Annotated in this window: 13 protein-coding genes; 6 read left to right on the top strand and 7 right to left on the bottom strand. The window is 72.9% G+C overall.

Annotation, left to right across the window (positions count from 1 at the left end; translation table 11 throughout):
• The first annotated feature begins 60 nt into the window (after positions 1-60).
• Positions 61-3,156 carry a glycosyltransferase gene (locus tag HUS56_RS04465; RefSeq protein ID WP_173922199.1) on the top strand — a complete coding sequence of 1,032 codons (3,096 nt, stop codon included), beginning with the start codon at positions 61-63 and terminating at the stop codon, positions 3,154-3,156.
• A complete protein-coding gene (locus HUS56_RS04460) occupies positions 3,146-4,594 on the top strand; it encodes a DUF5719 family protein (RefSeq protein WP_173922198.1) in 1,449 nt (482 codons plus the stop codon). Before HUS56_RS04465 ends, HUS56_RS04460 begins: the two co-directional genes overlap by 11 nt.
• Before the next feature lie 10 nt (positions 4,595-4,604).
• Here HUS56_RS04460 and HUS56_RS04455 read toward each other — a convergent pair whose 3' ends face one another.
• Positions 4,605-5,045 carry a hypothetical protein gene (locus HUS56_RS04455; RefSeq protein ID WP_173922197.1) on the bottom strand — a complete coding sequence of 147 codons (441 nt, stop codon included), beginning with the start codon at positions 5,043-5,045 and terminating at the stop codon, positions 4,605-4,607.
• Between the two features lie 45 nt (positions 5,046-5,090).
• On the opposite strand from HUS56_RS04455, the gene HUS56_RS04450 reads away from it, so the two are divergent.
• The 3 genes from HUS56_RS04450 to ahcY are packed head-to-tail and all read left to right on the top strand — an operon-like array spanning position 5,091 to position 8,263.
• Positions 5,091-5,306, top strand: a complete 216-nt coding sequence (locus tag HUS56_RS04450) for a DUF3499 family protein (protein WP_173922196.1) — start codon at positions 5,091-5,093, stop codon at positions 5,304-5,306.
• A complete protein-coding gene (locus tag HUS56_RS04445) occupies positions 5,303-6,736 on the top strand; it encodes a phosphomannomutase/phosphoglucomutase (RefSeq protein ID WP_173922195.1) in 1,434 nt (477 codons plus the stop codon). Before HUS56_RS04450 ends, HUS56_RS04445 begins: the two co-directional genes overlap by 4 nt.
• A 39-nt stretch (positions 6,737-6,775) precedes the next feature.
• Complete coding sequence (ahcY, locus tag HUS56_RS04440; protein WP_173922194.1) at positions 6,776-8,263, top strand: adenosylhomocysteinase; 1,488 nt, start codon at positions 6,776-6,778, stop codon at positions 8,261-8,263.
• Between the two features lie 102 nt (positions 8,264-8,365).
• On the opposite strand, the gene HUS56_RS04435 is transcribed toward ahcY, so the two are convergent.
• Complete coding sequence (locus HUS56_RS04435) at positions 8,366-9,208, bottom strand: RDD family protein (protein WP_173922193.1); 843 nt, start codon at positions 9,206-9,208, stop codon at positions 8,366-8,368.
• 17 nt (positions 9,209-9,225) lie between these two features.
• On the opposite strand from HUS56_RS04435, the gene HUS56_RS04430 reads away from it, so the two are divergent.
• Positions 9,226-10,221: a stage II sporulation protein M gene (locus HUS56_RS04430; protein ID WP_173922192.1), complete on the top strand. Its 996-nt coding sequence runs from the start codon at positions 9,226-9,228 to the stop codon at positions 10,219-10,221.
• 105 nt (positions 10,222-10,326) lie between these two features.
• Here HUS56_RS04430 and HUS56_RS04425 read toward each other — a convergent pair whose 3' ends face one another.
• From HUS56_RS04425 to HUS56_RS04405, 5 genes are read right to left on the bottom strand one after another with little or no spacing between them, the layout of a single operon-like run.
• Positions 10,327-11,664 (bottom strand): DUF58 domain-containing protein, encoded by a 1,338-nt coding sequence (locus tag HUS56_RS04425; protein WP_173922191.1) that lies wholly within the window; start codon positions 11,662-11,664, stop codon positions 10,327-10,329.
• 1 nt (position 11,665) lies between these two features.
• Positions 11,666-12,640, bottom strand: coding sequence for a MoxR family ATPase (locus HUS56_RS04420; RefSeq protein WP_173922190.1), 975 nt, complete (start codon positions 12,638-12,640; stop codon positions 11,666-11,668).
• The gene (locus HUS56_RS04415) at positions 12,637-13,911 is read right to left on the bottom strand and encodes a DUF4350 domain-containing protein (RefSeq protein ID WP_217423927.1); all 1,275 of its coding nucleotides are present in this window, start codon (positions 13,909-13,911) and stop codon (positions 12,637-12,639) included. Before HUS56_RS04415 ends, HUS56_RS04420 begins: the two co-directional genes overlap by 4 nt.
• Positions 13,908-14,570 carry a DUF4129 domain-containing protein gene (locus HUS56_RS04410; RefSeq protein WP_254431289.1) on the bottom strand — a complete coding sequence of 221 codons (663 nt, stop codon included), beginning with the start codon at positions 14,568-14,570 and terminating at the stop codon, positions 13,908-13,910. Before HUS56_RS04410 ends, HUS56_RS04415 begins: the two co-directional genes overlap by 4 nt.
• Entirely contained in the window at positions 14,561-15,511 is a 951-nt protein-coding gene (locus HUS56_RS04405) for a hypothetical protein (RefSeq protein WP_173922188.1), read from the bottom strand. Before HUS56_RS04405 ends, HUS56_RS04410 begins: the two co-directional genes overlap by 10 nt.
• Positions 15,512-15,644 lie beyond the last annotated feature (133 nt).

Here is a 15,644-nt window from a genome sequence, read left to right as displayed (position 1 = left end):
TTCGAGGCACGCCCGCACGGTTTCCCGATGCCGCACTGACCGGCGCTTAGGCTTGCCCCGATGTTCCCCAGAGTCACCGCCATCCTCGTCGTGCACCATGGCGGCGACCGCCTCAGGCACACCCTCGACGCGATCCGCGCCCAGGATCGCACTCCCGACGCGCTCGTGGTCGTGCTCACCGAAGCGGATGCCGATGCACGTGAGCAGGTTGCGGCGATCGGTGCATCGCACATCGTCGACGCGGGCGAACCGCTCCCCTTCGGAGACGCCGTGCGTGCGGGGGAGCGGGTGCTGGATGCCCCCGCGTCGGACGCCGACGCGCTCTGGCTCCTCGCCGAGGACTCGGCACCGGATGCCGGAGCACTCGGTTCCCTGCTGGCGACCCTCGAGACCGCCCGCTCGGTCGCCGTCGCGGGCCCGAAGCTCGTGAAGTGGGACGAACCCCGACGCATCGCAGCGCTCGGGCGCACCATGACCCGGTTCGGGCGGAGCGTGCCGATCGTCGTCGACGAGTTGGACCAGGGGCAACACGACCGGCTGAGCGACGTGCTCGGCCTCGAACCGGCCGGGATCCTCGTGCGCCATGCGGTCTGGCAGGCGCTCGACGGATTCGACCCGGCGCTGCCGACGATCGACGATGCGCTCGACCTCGGCGTGCGTGCCCGGCTCGCCGGCCACCGCGTGAGCGTCGTGCCCGAGGCCCGCGTGCGCTTCGCCGGAGCCGGCGTCGCCGGCCCACCCCGCGATGAACGTGGGCGGTCGAGGCGCCGACGGGCTCGCGCCGCGCGCGCGGCGGCGCTGCACCGACGGCTCGCCTACGCGCCCGCGTGGGCCGTGCCGCTCCACTGGCTGAGCTTCCTGCCGCTCGCCGTGATCCGGTCGGTACGACTCCTGCTGCTGAAGCAGCCCGGTTCGATCCCGGGCGAGTTCGCCGCAGCGCTCACGACCATGTTCTCGGGCCTGCGCGTAGGTCGTTCGCGCCGTGTGCTGAGATCGGCCCGCACCACCGGGTGGTCGGCCATCGCCCCGCTGCGCATGCAACCCGATGAGGTGCGGCGTCGTCGGCAGGCCGCGGCCGAGGAACGCAAGGTGCGCGCACGAGGGCGCACCGACGAGCTGCAGTTCCTCGGCACGGGCGGGGGCTGGGTGCTGCTCGGTTCGATCGTGGCGTCCGTCGCACTGTTCTCGTGGCTGATCGGCGCGACGGGAGTCGGAGGCGGCGCGCTGCTCCCGCTCTCGGGCTTCGCGGAGCTCTGGCGCAACGCCGCATATGGATGGCGCGATGTCGGCACGGGCTTCGTCGGGGCGGCCGACCCGTTCGCCGGTGCGCTCGCCGTGCTGGGTTCCCTGACCTTCTGGTCGCCGTCGTTCGCGCTCGTGCTGGCCTGGCTCGTCGCGCTGCCGGCCGCGGCGATGGGCGCATGGTTCGCGGCATCCCGGCTGACCGAGCGAGGCTCGTTGCGCGCCCTGGCCGCGATCGTCTGGGCCGTCGCCCCGCCGTTCCTCAGCGCACTCGCCGAGGGCCGGCCCGGTGCCGTCGTCGCCCACGTGCTGCTCGGGTGGCTCGCGTTCGCGGTGTTCGGCGCCGCCACCTCGTGGGCTGCGGCGGCGACCGCCTCCCTGCTCTTCGCGGCCGTCATCGCCGCATCGCCCAGCCTGGCGCCCGCACTCGTCATCGCCTGGATGGCCGCCCTGGCGGTGAGCGGCCCGGCGGCCGTGCGGCTGGCCGGGCTTCCCATCCCGGCGCTGGCGCTCGCCCTGCCGCTCATCGTCGAGCAGGTGCAGCGCGGCACGCCCATGGCGTTGCTGGCCGACCCGGGCGTGCCCGTCGGCGGGCCGACGCCGACGGTCTGGCAGCTCGCACTCGGGCATCCCAGCGGAGGATGGGGCCGATGGGACGAACTCCTCGCCGGCGTCTGGGATGTCGACCCGAGGGTGATCGCCGGCGTACTGGTGATCCCACTCGTGCTCGCCGCGCTCGCGTCCGTGATCGTGCCCGGCATCCGTCGGGCACTCCTCGCGCTCGGCGTCGTGGTGCTCGGGTTCGCGACCGCCGTCGCGGCCACGCACGTGTCGGTCGCGATCGTCGGACCCGACGTCGTGCCGGTCTGGGCCGGTGGGGGCCTGAGCCTCGCCTGGCTCGGCCTCACGCTCGCCGCCGTGATGGCGATCTCCGCCATCCGTCGGGGATCCGCGCTGATCGGCGGAGCGATCGCGGTCGTCTCCATGGTGGCGGTGATCCCCGCCGTTGTCGCGATCGCCACGGACGACGTCCCGCTCTCACCTGCGGGCGAGCGGAGCCTTCCGGCGTACGTCGTCGCGCAGGCCGACTCCGACCCGAGGGTCACCACGCTCGTGATGCAGCCCGAGTCCGACGGCGGCATGCGCGCGACGCTCGAACACGGTAGCGGTGCGACGCTCGACGATCAGTCCACCCTCGACCAGACGAGCACAGACCTGAGTGCCGACGACGAGGAGCTCGCGACCGTGGCCGGCAACCTCGCCTCACGGAGCGGGTTCGACCCCGAGGCCGCCGTGAGAGACTTCGGGGTCGCGTTCGTGCTGCTGGCGCCCGCACGCGACGACGACCGCGAGGCGGGGCAGGCGGAGGCGCGTGCCCGGACGGCGCTCGATGGGAACCCGGCACTCATACCCGTCGGCCGAACCGATTTCGGCACCCTCTGGCGTTTCCCCTCCGCCGTGCCCGATGAGCCGGCGGCCCGCATTCCCGCGGCGGCAGGCGGCTGGATCGGCGCCCTCATCACGACCGTGCAGGTGATCGTGATCCTGGCTGCGCTGCTCCTGTCGATCCCGACCGGTGCCGGTCGCGAGCCCGATCGGCGGATGCCGCGTCGCGGCCGAGGTGCTCGAGGCGGTGACGGCGGCTCCGCTTCGCCCGCCCCCGAGGCCGGTGCGGCGGTCGGAGCAGACTCCGAAGCGGCGGCCGAGCCCGAGCCCGGCGCCGACGCGGACGCCGAGCCCGGCGGAGAGCCCGGGCCCGGTGCAGAGCCCGGGCCCGGTGCAGAGCCCGAGGCCGGTGCAGAGCCCGAGCCCGGTGCAGAGCCCGAGGCCGGTGCAGAGCCGGGGGCCGACGCGGACGCCGAGCCCGACCATGCCCTCGAGCCCGCGTCGAAGGGAGACGACGATGGCCGTTGACCGGAGGACGCTGATTCGAGGCGGCATCCGAGCGCTCGGGTTCCTGGGGGCGGCTGCGCTCGCGGTCGGCCTGCTGGCCGCGGCTGCCTACATCCCGTGGCCCGATCATCGCGCCGAACCGCCCTCGGTGCTCGTGCGGCCGGCGGAGAGCCGACAGCAGCGCGTGTGTCCCGGCCCGCTGCTCACGCTGGGCGAGGACGCCGCGGCCGCGACGGCGGTCACGTCGGTCGGGCCGGCGACCATCGTCACCGCCGCCGAGCCGGCGGACGCCGTGCTGGAGGAGACCCAGCTCGAGGCGTCCGAGGACGCGGGTGCCGGTGCCGACGGAACCCCCGTTGCCATCGCCGCCGAACCGGGCGGCGTCGATGCCGGGATGCTCGCCGGTGCGCAGTCGCAGGCCGTCGACTCCGAGACGCTCCGGGGCTTCGCCGCCACGGCGTGCGCCGAGGCCGTCGCCGAGTCGTGGCTGGTCGCGGGTGCGACCAACCTGGGGCGGTCCGGCCTCGTGCTGCTGGCCAACCCGACCGCGGTCGCAGCGACGGTCGACGTCCGGGTCTTCGGCGAGGCAGGAGCGGTCGACGCTCCCTCCGCGCTCGGCATCATCGTGCCCGCCGGCACCCAGCGTGTGCTCTCCCTGGCCGGCCTCGCACCGGACGTCGTCTCACCCGTGGTGCACGTGTCCAGCACCGGCGGCGCGATCGCGGCGAGCCTCGAGCACTCGGTGGTCGTCGGCCTCGCGCCCGCCGGCATCGAGTTGACGGGCGCGACGGCGGCGCCCGCGACGAGTCAGGTGATCCCGGGCGTGCCCGTTCCGCAGGCGGGCGGCGTCGAGGCGACGGAGGATCACGCCGATGGCGACGATCACCCGGTCGTGCGACTCTTCGCACCCGGAGGCGAGGCCGTGGAGGGGTCGATCGGCGTCGTCGCCGAGTCGGGCAGCGGGGGAGACACGATCGAGACGACGCTCCAGCCCGGGCAGGTGCTCGATGTGCCGCTCGGCACGCTCGAAGCAGGGGTGTACACCCTGCGCATCGAGGCCGACGCCCCCGTCGTGGCGGCCGCTCGCACCACCGTGGGCGGAGCCGAGGGCCAGACCGACGCGTCGGCGCCGTCCGACCTGGCGTGGACCGTCGCCACGGCGCCGCTGCTCGAGTCTGCCGTCGTGGCGGTGCCTCCTGGTCCGTCGCCGACCCTGCACCTCGTCAACCCGGGCGGCGCGGCAGTGGAGGCGACGGTGACCGGAGCCGGCGGGGAGCGCGTCGTCTCGGTGCCCGCAGCGGGTGCGGCATCCGTCGCCGTCGACGGCGACCGCGTGGTGCTCGGCGGGACGCAGGGCGTGCACGCGTCGGTGTCGTTCAGCGGCGCCGACGAGTTGGCCTCGATGGCGGTGCAGCCCCCGGGGCCGCTCGACTCGCCGCTGCAGGTGTATCCCCGTTGAGCCGGCCCGGTCAGAAGTGACGGTAGCGCCCGGGGGCGAGCTCCCAGGGGTCCCGGTCGAGCAGTTCGGCGACGGCGCGGAACACGCAGCTCTCGACGAGCAGCTTCTCGTCGCGGTCCTCGCCCTCCTGGAGCCGCAGGAATCGTACGATCGGCAGGCGATAGAAGGTGATGCGCCGCTCGTCGTGCGAGACCCGCCACCGGTCGACGTGGTCGCCGTGCAACGCCTCGGCGGGCGCCTGCGCCACCTCGAACACCACGCCCTCGAGCTCGGGCCACAACCCGCGCAGGTACGCTGCCGGCGACGCGATCGTGAAGTCGAACTCGTCGATCCGCGGGCGGATGGGCTCGAGGTGGGGCCCGGTGACCGCGGGGCGCATGCCACGTCCGTGCCGGTCCCGTGCGAGGCGTCGGGGCGAGCGCGGTGCGGCGACACGACGGGAACGAGCCATACCCTCCATCGTAATGTCCGGCCCGCTCGATACTCTGGTCGAGCCATGAGACGCTGCCCCCGTCCCGCCTGCCCCGCCGAGGCGGTCGCGCCCCTCACCTTCGACTACGCCGACTCCATGGCGGCGCTGGGCCCGCTCGCCGGCTCCCGCGACCCGAGCGGCTACGATCTCTGCGCCCGCCACGCCGAGCGCACGTCGGCCCCGGTGGGGTGGCAGGTCGTGCGGCACGTGTCGCTCGGTGAGGTAGGTTTCAAGGCATGAACCCCCCTGCTTCCTCCGACGGTCGCGCGCGCCTCGACGCGGTGGTGAAGGCGTACGACGTGCGCGGACTCGTGGGCGAGGGCCTGAACGACGAGATCGTCGAGGCGCTCGGCGCCGCGTTCGTCGACGAGGTCGGCGCCGCAGGTGCGAGGGTGGTCGTCGGGCACGACATGCGCGACTCCTCGCCCCGATTCGCTGCCGCCTTCGCCCGCGGAGCCACGCGGCGGGGCGCCGACGTGGTGTCGATCGGGCTCTGCTCGACCGACGAGACCTACTTCGCGTCGGGATCCATGAACGCGCCCGCCGCGATGTTCACGGCGAGCCACAACCCGGCCGCCTACAACGGCATCAAGTTCTCGAGGGCGGGCGCGCAGGGCATCTCGCTCGACACCGGGCTCGCGGCGATCCGCGATCGGGCCGCCGAGTACCTCGATGAGGGCATCACGGATGCCGCGAGGCCGGGCACCGCCGTCGAGGTCGATGTGCTGGCCGACTACGCCGCGTACCTCCGCTCGCTCGTCGACCTGAGCGGCATCCGACCGCTGAAGATGGTCGTCGACGCCGGCAACGGCATGGGTGGACTCACGGTCCCGGCGGTCCTCGGCGAGGCAGCCGGGCTTCCCCCGCTCCCTGTCGAGATCGTGCCGCTGTACTTCGAGCTCGACGGTTCGTTCCCCAATCACGAGGCGAACCCGCTCGAGCCGGCGAACCTCGTCGACCTGCAGCGGGCTGTGGTCGAGCACGGCGCCGACCTCGGGCTCGCCTTCGACGGCGACGCCGACCGGTGCTTCGTGATCGACGAGCTGGGTGGGGCCGTGAGCCCGTCGGCGGTCGCCGCCATCGTCGCGCTGCGCGAGATCGAGCGCGTGCGCGCGGCGGGCGAGCAGCAGATCGCGGTGATCCACAACCTCATCACCTCGCGATACGTGCCCGAGACGATCGAGGCGGCCGGCGCCACCGCCATCCGCACCCGCGTCGGGCACTCCCTCATCAAGGACCGCATGAACGAGACGGGTGCCGTGTTCGGCGGTGAGCACTCGGCGCACTACTACTTCCGCGACTTCTGGGGCGCCGACAACGGCATGCTCGCGGCGATGCACCTGCTCGCCGAGTTCGGTGCGCAGCAGGCCCCGCTCTCCGAGGTCGCCGCCCGGTTCACGCCCTACGCGCTCTCGGGCGAGGTGAACTCCACGGTCGACGACGTGCCGGCGGCGTACACCCGCATCGTCGAGGCCTTCACCGGCCGAGCCGACTTCGACGAGTTCGACGGCCTGACCGTCACCGGCCTCACCCCCGAGAGTGAGCCGTTCTGGTGGTTCAACGTGCGCCCCTCGAACACCGAGCCGCTGCTTCGCCTGAACGTCGAGGGGGCGGATGCCGCGACCATGACGGCGATCCGCGACGAGGTGCTGGGGCTCATCAGAGGCTGACGGCGCAACGCGGTCGAATCGCCTGCGAGAATGGAGCCCATGACGATCGCCAGCTCGCCCGCGACATCCGCCCTCCCGTTCAAGGTCGCCGACCTCTCGCTCGCCGAATCGGGTCGGCATCAGCTGCGGCTCGCCGAGAACGAGATGCCGGGCCTCATGGCCCTGCGTGAGGAGTTCGGCGACAGCAAGCCGCTGGCGGGCGCGCGCATCGCTGGCAGCCTGCACATGACCGTGCAGACGGCCGTGCTCATCGAGACGCTCGTGGCGCTGGGCGCCCGGGTGCGCTGGGCGAGCTGCAACATCTTCTCGACGCAGGACGAGGCGGCCGCAGCCGTCGTGGTGGGCCCCGACGGCACCGTCGACGACCCGAAGGGCGTCCCGGTGTTCGCGTGGAAGGGCGAGACGCTCGAGGAGTACTGGTGGTGCACCGAACGCATCTTCGACTGGAGTGCGGAGGCCGCGGCATCCGATGCCGACTGGATCGGCCCGAACATGATCCTCGACGACGGCGGTGACGCGACGCTGCTCGTGCACGAGGGTCGCCGGTTCGAAGCGGCGGGGCGGGTGCCCGAGGCGACGGATGCCACGAGTCACGAGTTCCGCGTCGTGCTCGACACCCTCCGGCGCTCGCTCGAGCTGAGCCCCGACCGGTGGACCCGCATCGCCGACGAGCTCCAGGGCGTCACCGAGGAGACGACGACTGGAGTCCACCGCCTGTACGAGCTGCACGCACGCGGCGAGCTGCTCTTCCCGGCGATCAACGTGAACGACTCCGTCACGAAGTCGAAGTTCGACAACAAGTACGGCATCCGCCACTCGCTGCCCGACGGGCTGAACCGCGCGACCGATGTGCTCATGGGCGGCAAGGTCGCGTTCGTGGCCGGCTACGGCGACGTGGGCAAGGGTGCGGCAGAGGCGCTGCGCGGCCAGGGCGCCCGCGTCATCGTGAGCGAGATCGACCCCATCAACGCGCTGCAGGCCGCGATGGACGGCTACGAGGTCAAGCGCCTCGAGTCGGTCATCGGCGAGATCGACATCCTCGTGACCGGCACCGGCAACAAGGACGTCGTGCGCCTCGACCACCTGCTCGCCCTCAAGCACCTCGCCATCGTCGCGAACGTGGGTCACTTCGACAACGAGATCGACATGGCCGGGCTGGAGTCGCTCGCCGGTGCCGAGCGCATCGAGATCAAGCCGCAGGTGCACGAGTGGCGCCTGCCGAACGGGCGCAGCGTGCTCGTGCTCAGCGAGGGCCGGCTCATGAACCTCGGCAACGCGACGGGGCATCCGTCGTTCGTCATGTCGAACTCGTTCACCAACCAGGTGCTCGCCCAGATCGAGCTGTGGACGCGTCCCGAGCACTACCCGGTCGGCGTCTACGTGCTGCCGAAGCACCTCGACGAGAAGGTCGCCCGCCTGCACCTCGACGCGCTCGGCGTCGAGCTCACCGAGCTCACTCCCGAGCAGGCGGCCTACATCGGCGTGCCCGTCGAGGGGCCGTACAAGGTCGACCACTACCGGTACTGAGCCTCGGTGGTCGAGTAGCGCTCGACGCAGGAGGACGCGTATCGAGACCGGTCGCGGGGTCTCGATACAGCGCTGACGCGCCTACTCGACCAACAGGAAGGGTCAGCGCCGGGGAAAGCCCACGGGCCTCGCCGTGAGCTGGGGCTCGAGGGCGGTCATCCGCGCGTCCTCGAGCCGGAGCGCCGCCAGGTCGCGCTCCCGTCGAAGTGCCACGATCGCAGCGAGGAAGAGCTCGGGGTCGGCATCGGGCAGCGGCGACACGAACGCCGCGACCTCGGCCGCGAGTGACGCGGCGATGCGTCGTCGACTGTCGGGCACGAGGTGCGGCGCGTTCACGAAGAACGAGGCGACTCGGCGCGCGAGCGGATCGGGGAGCCGGGCGACGTCGGCGAGCGGCGCCCACGCGGCCAGTTCGGCCGGCACGCCGAACGCCGTCGACGGCAGCTTCGGCACCCGCTCGACCTGGGCGTGCGTGCCCGCCATGATGTCGCCGAGCCGTTTGGACGACGGGTTCAGGAATCCGACCAGCGCGGCGAGGCCGCCGAACGTGAGGTAGATCTCGAGGACCCCCACGAGGGCTCGGATGAACGCGTGCCGGAAGCCGATGGCCCCGCCGTCGTCGCGGACCACGCGCAGGCCGAGCGCGAGCTTGCCGAGCGAGCGTCCGCGCGACGCGGTCTCGACCGCGGTGGGGATCACGACGATGCACAGCACCAGACCGGTGATGATGATGGCGCGGAATGCCGCCGCATCGACCGAGAGCCCGCTCAACGCGAAGAGGAGCCCGAGCAGGAGCACGATCGTCAGCAGCACGTCGATGGCCGTGCCGCCGGCGCGGATGAGGGCGCTCGCGGGGCGCACATCGAGCGTGACGGCCTCGCCGGTCACGAGACCCTCGTCGTCGAACCGGGCGACTCGGCGGGGCGCTGTGGTCGCGTCGGCCATGGGTAGTATTCAAGCAGATGGATCTCGACGCCCTCGCCTCCGCCCGTCGCGCCGACTGGGAGAGGCTCGACGCGCTCGCACGCTCGGGCCGGCTCGACGGTCCCGGCGCTGACGAGCTCATCGAGCGGTATCAGGCTGCGGCATCCGACCTCTCGCTCGTGCAGACGACCGCCGGATCCACCGCGCTCGGCGACCGCCTCTCGATCTCGCTCGCGCGGGCGCGACTGCGGTTCACGGGAACGCCCGAGAACCCGCTGCGCCAGTTCACGCGGTTCGCCGTCGACGGGCTGCCCGCCGCGCTCTACCGGCTCCGCTGGCTGACCCTCGCCGTGGCCGTCGCGACCGTCGCGGTCGCCGCACTGTACGCGTGGTGGGTCGCCGCTGACCCGCGCGTGCTCGCAACGCTCGGCACCGAGGAGGAGTTCCGCCAGCTCGCGGAGGAGGGGTTCGTCGCCTACTACTCCGAGAATCCGGCCGCCTCGTTCGCGGGGGCCGTCTGGACGAACAACGCGTGGATCGCGGCCCAGTGCGTGGCGTTCGGCATCCTCGGGGTGTGGGTGCCGTGGGTGATCCTGCAGAACGCGCAGAACCTCGGCCTGACCGCCGCGATCATGTTCGCGTACGACGAAGCCGACACCTTCTTCCTCTACATCGCGCCGCACGGACTGCTCGAGCTCACCTGCGTGTTCGTCGCCGCAGCGGCCGGGCTCCGGATCTTCTGGGCGTGGGTCGCGCCAGGGTCGCGGTCACGAGCGCAGGCGCTCGCCGAGGACGCCCGGGCCCTCTTCAGCGTTGCGATCGGGCTGGTGTTCTTCCTCTTCGTCTCGGGAGTCATCGAGGGGTTCGTGACGCCGGCTCCGTGGCCGTGGCCGGTGAAGATCGGCGTCGGCCTCCTCGCGCTCGCGGGCTTCCTCGCCTACATGCTGGTGCTCGGCCGTCGTGCCGCGAGGGCGGGGGCGACCGGAGACCTCGAGGAGTTCGACGCCGGGGCCACCCGCATGACGGCCGGCTGAGTCGACGGATGCCACGGCGCCGAGTGTGTCCGAAACCACTCGCCGCGCCGCTCCTCCCCGACGTGGCGGTGGCGTTTCGAGCACACTCGGCGGTCACACGTCGAATCAGAGGCGGCCGGCGGCCTTGAGTTCGAGGTACCGGTCGGCGAGCGCCGGCGGCAACTCGCTGGGCGGCGCGGTCACGGTGATCGCCCCGAGCCGGCGGATCGCCCCCGCGACGCGCTCGCCGTCCAGCAGTGCGCGCCCGGCCGCCGCCGCCCGGTACGCCTCGTCGAGTGACCCGCGCTCGCGGCTCGCCGCCACGAGGGCGGGGTCGGCGGCCGACGCCACGATCACGGTGTGGCGCGCGGTGAGCTGCGGCAGCACCGCCAGCAGGCCCCTGGCGGTGCCGGGGGAATCGGCGGCGGTGAGCAGCACGACGAGCGCGTGGCGGCTCGTCACCCGACGCACCTGTCCGGGCACGGCCGCCCAATCGGCCTCGATGAGTTCGGCGTCGATGTCGGCCATCGTGTCGACCATCCGGGCGAGCAGCTCGGCGCCGCTCACGCCGTGCACGCGTCCGCGCAGCCGGCGGTCCCACGCGAGGAAGTCGACGCGATCGCCCGCGTGCGATGCGAGCGCGGCGAGCAGGAGCGAGGCCTCCCACGCGGTGTCGAGGCGCGGCTCGTCGCCGATCCGGGCCGCGGCGGCACGTGAGGGGTCGGCTACGATGACGATGCGGCGGTCGCGCTCGGGGCGCCACGTGCGCACCATGAGCCGTGAGCCGCCCGGCACCTCGGGGTCGTTGTGGCGCGCCGTGGCGCGCCAGTCGATCGAGCGCACGTCGTCGCCGCGCACGTACTCCCGGATGGAGTCGAATTCGGTGCCCTGCCCGCGAATGAGCATCGGAGTGCGGCCGTCGAGCTCGCGCAACCGCGTGAGGCGCGACGGCAGGTGCGCCCGCGAGTGGAACGGCGGAAGCACGCGCACGCGTCCGGGCACCGAGAGGGTCGCCTGGCGTGCCCACAGCCCGAGCGGACCCCACGATCGGATGGTGACGTGTTCGACCCGGCGGTCGCCACGACGCCACGGCGTGAGCTCGAGCGACATCCGCCGACGTTCGCCGGGCGGAACTCGAAGCGCCGTGCGGTTCGGGCCGGCCACGCCCGCCGAGGGCTCCCATCCGTCGCGCACCACGGCGCGCAGGACTCGCGTTCCGGTGTTCGCCACGGCCAGTTCGGCGGTCACCGTCTCGCCCAGCCGGACGCGACCGGGCAACGACCGGCTCAGCACCGCCCGGCGAGGCGAAGCAGCGAGCGCGAGGTCGAGCAGCCCCACGCCGATGCAGAGCACCAGCCACGCGAGCAGGGCGAGCCACGCGGCATCCGCGCTCGACAGCCCCGTCGCCACGACGGGGATGACGCCGAGCGCGACGAGCAGCGCGAACCGACCGGAGACCGCCATCTCAGAGCGGCACCTGCACCTGCTGCACGACTCCGCGCAGCACCGCATCGACAGACACGCCCTCGAGCTCGGCCTCGGGCCGCAGCTGCACGCGGTGGCGCCACACGGGCAGGAGCATCGCCTGCACGTGGTCGGGCGTGAGCGACTCGTAGCCGGTGAGCCAAGCCCAGGCCTTCGACGCCGCAAGCAGGGCGGTCGACGCGCGCGGGCTCACGCCGAGGCGCATCGACGGGCTCCGACGCGTCGCGCGCGCGAGGTCGACCACGTACGCGAGCACGTCGTCGGAGACGCCCACGGCTGCGGCCGACGTGCGCGCCGCGGCGAGCTCCACCGCGCCGAGCACCGGTTCGACGCCGGCCGCGGAAAGATCGTGCGGGTCGAATCCCTCGGCGTGTCGGCGGAGCAGCGACACCTCGTCGTCGCGCTCGGGGATGTCGAGCACCAGCTTCAGGAGGAACCGGTCGAGCTGGGCCTCGGGCAGCGCATACGTGCCCTCGTACTCGATCGGATTCTGCGTCGCCGCCACCATGAACGGATCGGGCAGCGGCCGCGTCACCCCGTCGGCCGAGACCTGCCGCTCCTCCATGGCCTCGAGCAGCGCCGACTGCGTCTTCGGCGGCGTGCGGTTGATCTCGTCGGCGAGGAGGATGTTCGTGAAGACCGGGCCCTCCCGGAAGGCGAACTCGCCCGATCGGGGATCGTACGCGAGGGACCCCGTGACATCGCCCGGCATGAGGTCGGGCGTGAACTGCAGTCGGCGCGTGTCGAGCTCGAGCGTGCGGCTCAGCGTGCGCACGAGCAGCGTCTTGGCGACGCCGGGCACGCCCTCGAGCAACACGTGGCCGCGCGTGAGGAGCGCGATGATGAGCCCGGTGACCGCGCCGTCCTGCCCGACGACCGCCTTGCCGACCTCGGTGCGCACGCGGTTCAGCGCGGCCCGCAGCTCTTCGTCGGTCGTCGCGATCGTGTCGGTCATGTTCGCCTTCCTGTCGGGTCGGTGTGGTCGTCGGCGCTTCGGCGCAGGGTTTCGCGCACGTCGCGTTCGAGATGCTCGAGATCGCCCGCGAGCGTCACGAGCTCGCGGTCGTCGCGCGGCGGGTCGCCGGCGAGCAGCCGGGTGACGGATGCCGCATCGCGGCCGAGCGAGGCCGCCGCGGCATCCGACACCTCATCGACGGAGGCGGAACGCGGCAGCTTCAGGAGAGCCGTGAGCCGCTCGATGGTGCCGATCCGGAGCTGGTCGAGGGCGTGACCGCGAGCGGCGTTCCGCGCGTAGAGGCGGGCGCGGCCCCCGCTCGTCTCGCCGGCCGGAAACCGCACGGGCAGGGTCTCGACGACCCGGGGGCCGAATCGTCGCCCCCGCCCGATCGCGGCGGCGAGGGGGGCCGCGATCGCGAGCACCATCACCCGGCCGACCCAGCCGGGCGGCAGGGCGGCGAGCGAGGGCGCACCGGCCGCGTCGGAGTCGCCGGGCCCCGGCAGATACCAGACGAGGGTCTCGGATGCCCCGAGCAGCCCCAGCGCGAAGGCCGCGTTGCCCGCCTCCGCGACATGCTCGTTCTCGAACACCGTGGTCGCGGCGACGAGGGTCAGGTCGCCCGCGTTCGACCCGCCCGGACCGGATCCCGTTGCGGCGGCGAACCCGAAGTCGCCGTCGCGAAAGCAACCACGCCATCCCCGGGCCTCGGCGTCATCGTCGATCGTGAGCAGCTGCTGCCCATCCGACAGGGCGCCGGCGCGCTCGGCGGGGGGCAGTTCGCAGGCGACCTCGTCGAGCGGGCCGGTCGCGGCGCCCCCGAGCCGCACGCCCGGGGCGATGGCCTCGAGTGCCGAGAATCCGGGCCGAGCGACGACGAGCCGGTCGGCCGCCTCGGCGAGCTCGGTCAGCCGGTCGTCGGCGAGCAGCCCGAACTCGTCGAACAGGAAGACGGTGGCGCCGTGTCGGGCCGCATCGACGGCGACGTCGGCGCTGCGTGCGTCGAGGATGTCGACCCCCTCGGCCCGAAGGACCTCGACGACGGCCTTCGCGCCGGCCGGCGCGGGATTGTCCGGACCCAGCGGAACCCCGGGACCTCGGACACCGCCCTGCACGATGAGGACGACGAACGCGCCCACGACGAGGACCGCCGCGATGACGATCCACGCACGGTGGCGCCGCAGGAAGGCCCGGAACGTGGGCGTCACCGGCGGGGCGACGGATGGTCCGCCCCGCTGCGGAGGCCGTGTCGCGGTCTGCGACGCCGTCATCGCGCGGGCTCCGGTTCGGGCATGACCGCGCCGGCCGGCGCGGTCTGCGCCAGGCGCTGCTCGAGCTCCGTGACCCGGGCGTACGCTTCGCTCGACCCCGCTCGACCGAGGTATCGCACGGCGTCGAAGTCGACGGCCGCGGCGCGCAGGCCCTCGGCCTCGCCCGGGAAGCGGCGCGCCGCGGCATCCGCGATTCCGTGTGCCGTCGAGCCGGGGTGAACGCGAACGAGGTCGCGCTCGACCATGCCGCGAACGAGCGCTCGGAACCGCTCCTCGATTGCGAGCGGCCAGTCGCCCGATGCAGCCGCTGCGGCGGCGGCACGGCGGAGCGTCGTCAGGTCTCGCAGGTCGCCGTCGTCGAACAGCGGGGCGGGTGCCGGTCGCCGACGTCGAAGGCGTGGGACCCCGAACACCAGCAGGCCGACCACCACGAGCACCACGACGAGGAGCACGCCGAGCAGCCACAGCACTGGCGTCGGCAGGCCGACCGCACCCTCGAAGAGGCTCGCGATCCAGTCGCGGACGGCCAGCATGGCCAGGTCGAAGGCGCTCGGCTTCGCGTTCTGGTACTCGGGCTTCGCGAGTTCCTCCTCGAGCCAGCGTCGGGCCTCGGGGGCGTCGGGATCGAGCGGGATCTCGATGCGGGGCGTCAGGACCACGTTGCCGGAGGCTCGCTTCGGGTGGCCGGGGTGGCGCTCGCTCGGGCCGGCGCGGCTCGGTCGGGCACCCGGTACGGATCGTCCGTCGCCCGGCCCGCGTCGCGCGCCTCGACGTGCCGCTCGAGCTCGAGATCGAGGCCCTCCTTGCGCATGCGGAGGTCGATGTAGATGACCGCGACGAGCGCGGCCTGCACGACCGCCGTGATCGCACCGATCAGCAGCGAGAGGATCATCGTGACGACGGTGGTGACGATGGTCACCGTCAGGCCCGACCCGGTGCCGGTCGGATCGATGGCGACCGCGAGGATGGTGCCGATCAGGGAGACCGGCTGCACGACGATCTGCGCCGCGATGTTGAGGATGACCGCGACGAGCAGCAGCGTGCCCAGCGTGCGCCAGAAGTACTCGTCGGTGAGGCGCCAGGAGCGGACGGCGGCCGTCCGGATGCCGACGCGCTCGAGTACGATCGCGCTCGGCACGAGCGACAGCTTCACGCCCAGCCAGGCGCCGAGCACCAGGAGGCCCAGCCCGAGGAGGATCGCCACGCCGATGCCGATCGCGAGCCCGAGCGGCGAGATCGATGCGGCCAGCACGACGATGAGCACGACCACGCCGAACGCGAGGAGCAGGGCCGCCGCCACCATGAGCGTCCAGCCGATGAGCGGCCGGATGCGGAATGCCGCGCGCCGCCACAGCGCACCGAAGCTCAGCCGCTCGCCGAGCGTGCCCGTCGCGACCTCGAGCACCATGACGCCCTGCAGGAAGGCGCTCGCGATGACGGAGACGGCGATGGGCACGAGCATCAGCAGGAGCAGCCCGCCGACGGCGCCCGAGAGGATCGCGTCGGCGTCGGCCGCGGAGGCGTTCTCGACGCGCGTGATGGTGAGGATCAGGAACGGCACGAACACGGCGGCCGTGGCGACGACCGAGACGAGCTGCACGACGAGGCCGCTGCCGAAGGTGGGGACCGGGTTACGGCGGAGGGTGCGGAACGGCGCCCACAGGAGCGTGCCGAAGCCGAGCGGCCGCCGTGTTCGTGCCGTTCCTGATCCTCACCATCACGCGCGTCGAGAA

The sequence above is a fragment of the Agromyces sp. Marseille-P2726 genome, assembly GCF_902809835.1.
Classification (GTDB): Bacteria; Actinomycetota; Actinomycetes; order Actinomycetales; family Microbacteriaceae; genus Agromyces.
Note: the sequence above shows the minus strand (reverse complement) of the source record. Positions and strands in the feature narration are given on the sequence as shown.

Bases quoted from the DNA above. Each gene is read 5' to 3' on its own strand.
- HUS56_RS04460 (WP_173922198.1), top strand. From the start codon at position 3,146: ATGGCCGTTGACCGGAGGACGCTGATTCGAGGCGGCATCCGAGCGCTC.
- ahcY (WP_173922194.1), top strand. From the start codon at position 6,776: ATGACGATCGCCAGCTCGCCCGCGACATCCGCCCTCCCGTTCAAGGTC.
- HUS56_RS04445 (WP_173922195.1), top strand. From the start codon at position 5,303: ATGAACCCCCCTGCTTCCTCCGACGGTCGCGCGCGCCTCGACGCGGTG.
- HUS56_RS04425 (WP_173922191.1), bottom strand. From the start codon at position 11,664: ATGGCGGTCTCCGGTCGGTTCGCGCTGCTCGTCGCGCTCGGCGTCATC.
- HUS56_RS04455 (WP_173922197.1), bottom strand. From the start codon at position 5,045: ATGGCTCGTTCCCGTCGTGTCGCCGCACCGCGCTCGCCCCGACGCCTC.
- HUS56_RS04430 (WP_173922192.1), top strand. From the start codon at position 9,226: ATGGATCTCGACGCCCTCGCCTCCGCCCGTCGCGCCGACTGGGAGAGG.
- HUS56_RS04465 (WP_173922199.1), top strand. From the start codon at position 61: ATGTTCCCCAGAGTCACCGCCATCCTCGTCGTGCACCATGGCGGCGAC.
- HUS56_RS04435 (WP_173922193.1), bottom strand. From the start codon at position 9,208: ATGGCCGACGCGACCACAGCGCCCCGCCGAGTCGCCCGGTTCGACGAC.
- HUS56_RS04415 (WP_217423927.1), bottom strand. From the start codon at position 13,911: ATGACGGCGTCGCAGACCGCGACACGGCCTCCGCAGCGGGGCGGACCA.
- HUS56_RS04420 (WP_173922190.1), bottom strand. From the start codon at position 12,640: ATGACCGACACGATCGCGACGACCGACGAAGAGCTGCGGGCCGCGCTG.
- HUS56_RS04450 (WP_173922196.1), top strand. From the start codon at position 5,091: ATGAGACGCTGCCCCCGTCCCGCCTGCCCCGCCGAGGCGGTCGCGCCC.